Raw genomic sequence first — 2611 nt, forward strand, 5'->3', positions numbered from 1 at the left:
GATCGTTTACGAAGTCTCAGCGAGGAGCTGCCATTGAAATCGACAGTAGCGTTAACGCCCACCCCCATCAACGTCACCGCGTTCCGCGGCAAGGGATGGGCGATTCTTTTGACACTCCTTTGGCTTGCACCCTCGGTCTCGACTGCGGAGGCACAGGGTACGGTTCCGCCGTCCACCACCACCAGCGGGACCCTGGTTTCGGTCCCCAATCCGCTGCAAGGGTTGCTGAGTCGTGGCGGCACCCCCTCGTCGCTCGAGCAGATGCGACTTTTGGAAACGCAGCAGCAGCAGGTCTCGCGGCTTGCTCGAGATTGTACCGTCAGTGTCCAGATCGGCGCGGCGCAGGGGTGTGGCGTGATCATCACCGACACCGGGTACATTCTGACCGCAGCCCATGTGGCGATGCGGCCTGGCAAAAGTGCGGTGATTCGCATGTCCAACGGTCGCACCGTGATGGCAACGACGTTGGGGATGAACCGCAGTGTCGATGCAGGCTTGATCAAAATTAACGACGGCCAAAACGAAGGCCAACCGTGGCCCCACGCCACGCTTGGAACCAGCGATAAATTGGTGCCCGGCATGTGGTGCATCGCGACCGGACATCCTGGCGGCTACGACCGCGATCGAGGCCCGGTGACTCGGGTTGGCCGTATTCTGACCGTTCGCCCCGACGCGATCGTGACCGATTGTGCCTTGATCGGCGGCGACAGCGGTGGCCCGCTATTTGATATCGAAGGACGCTTGATTGCTGTTCATAGCCGGATTGGCAACGATGTCGCCGACAATTTGCATATCCCGGTCGATCATTACGACATTTCATGGAAACGGTTGGCCGCCAGTGAAGCGTGGGGCGTGCTACCCGGTTTTCGTCCCGTTTTAGGGGTCTCGGGAAATGATTCCGAGTCCGTCGCTCGCGTGCGAGAAGTCAAGAAAGGCTCTCCGGCTGAAGACGCAGGGCTGTTGGTGGGCGATATTGTCGAGCGTTTTGGCGACGTGAAGGTGAGCGATTTCGGGTCGCTGATCAAAGCGGTCGCCGACACGATGCCCGGTGAACGTGTCGAGGTTTGGGTCAACCGTAACAATCAACGGGTTCGTGTCGTCGTCGAAATTGGCCGTGAGGATTAACGAGATGCCATCGACGATGGTGGTAGCTTGGTCGTAAACTTGTTCGCATGCAGATTGGGATTTCCTTCTGCTTTGGTGTCGTTTTGTTGGAGACAACGTTTTGAGTTCATTGCTTTTAAATCGGCATCAACGAACCACTATCGGTCTGATCGCCTTCGTCATGGTCTCGATCGGGTTTGCCGAAACATCGGGTGCCCAAGAATCAAGGACTCCGCAGTGGCTGCGTCAAGGCTTTAGTATCAAAGTCTCGCACCGCCGCGACAACGGCGAAATGATGCAGTTGGTCGATCCGATCTTGGCCTCGGTCCAGCAGTCGGTCGTTCAAGTCACCAGCGGCGGGCGTCCGGTTGCTCTCGGCACGGTCGTCGGCGCCGATGGCTATGTGCTGACCAAACGCAGCGAACTCAGTGGCGGAGACCCGATTCGTGTGCGACTGCACGACGGTCGCTTGCTGCCCGCGCGTGTTGCCGCGGTGCGTCGCGCGAACGATTTGGCGCTGTTAAAAGTCGATGCTAATTTTGATTTCAAGCCAGCCGAGTTTTATCCTCAGCAGCCTCCGGTAGGTAGCTTTCTTATCACTCCGGGGCGCACCGGACGACCGATCGGGATCGGCAGTCTTGGCGTTTTAGAGCGGCGTGTGGAGCACAAAGGGCGACTTGGCGTGGTGCTGGGTAACAGCACAAATGGACGAGCTCGAGTGGAAGGGGTTTGGCCCGACAGCGGTGCGGACGAAGCAGGGATTGAACCCGAGGACCAAATCATTGCGATCAACGGACAAGAAGTTTTCAACAGCGACAACGTGATCAACACCTTGCGTGGCATGTTCCCGGGTGAAAGTGTCCAGTTAACGATTCTGCGTTCTGGCAGCACGATGGAGATGAACGCCGGGATCCGCGAGTTTGGGGTGCTACAAGAATCGGAGAACGACAGCCGAGTCAACGGCCCTCGCAACGTCCGGCTCAGTGGATTTGATCGCGTGTTCCAGCATGATACGGTATTGGATCCCGATCAATGTGGCGGCCCGGTAATCGATTCCTCCGGCCGCGTGATCGGATTAAACATCGCCCGCGCCGGCCGTGTGGTCAGCTACGCGCTCCCCTCGTCGCTGTTGTTACCCGAGATGGTCAACATGCTGCAAGAAGCCCGCGGATCAGCGAACTAGCGAGAAAGTCGAGGATATTGGTAACGCCCTCCCGTAGTGGATCTTGCAAAAGATCCCGCCGTACTGAATTCTTAATCATACTCATAATCCTAATCTCACCCGAGCAACCAACTATCCGCCGCCAAATAAGAACGATGGTTGCTCGGACAATTTGAACAGGAGCAAACAGAGGGAACAGAGTTACAAGTCACGTATTCTCCATCCTGTCACCTCTCCCAGCGCAGCCGGGAGAGGTCGAGCAGAGCCTTTAGCGATTGCTCGGGTGAGGGCCTGTCTCGGTCTCACTCGCACCGCGAATCAATTCCGCGTCTGTTCCGTCTAGCC

General features: G+C 57.5%; 2 protein-coding genes. Both read left to right on the plus strand.

Features of this window, described 5'->3' with window-relative positions:
- Window positions 1-1125 (plus strand): S1C family serine protease (locus ABX962_RS34410; protein ID WP_372726178.1); only part of this gene is annotated, 1125 nt, incomplete at its 5' end.
- Window positions 1126-1225: 100 nt separating this feature from the next.
- Window positions 1226-2287: a S1C family serine protease gene (locus ABX962_RS34415; RefSeq protein WP_372726179.1), complete on the plus strand. Its 1062-nt coding sequence runs from the start codon at window positions 1226-1228 to the stop codon at window positions 2285-2287.
- Window positions 2288-2611 lie beyond the last annotated feature (324 nt).

This window comes from Novipirellula sp. (genome assembly GCF_041583735.1).
Lineage (GTDB): Bacteria > Planctomycetota > Planctomycetia > Pirellulales > Pirellulaceae > Novipirellula.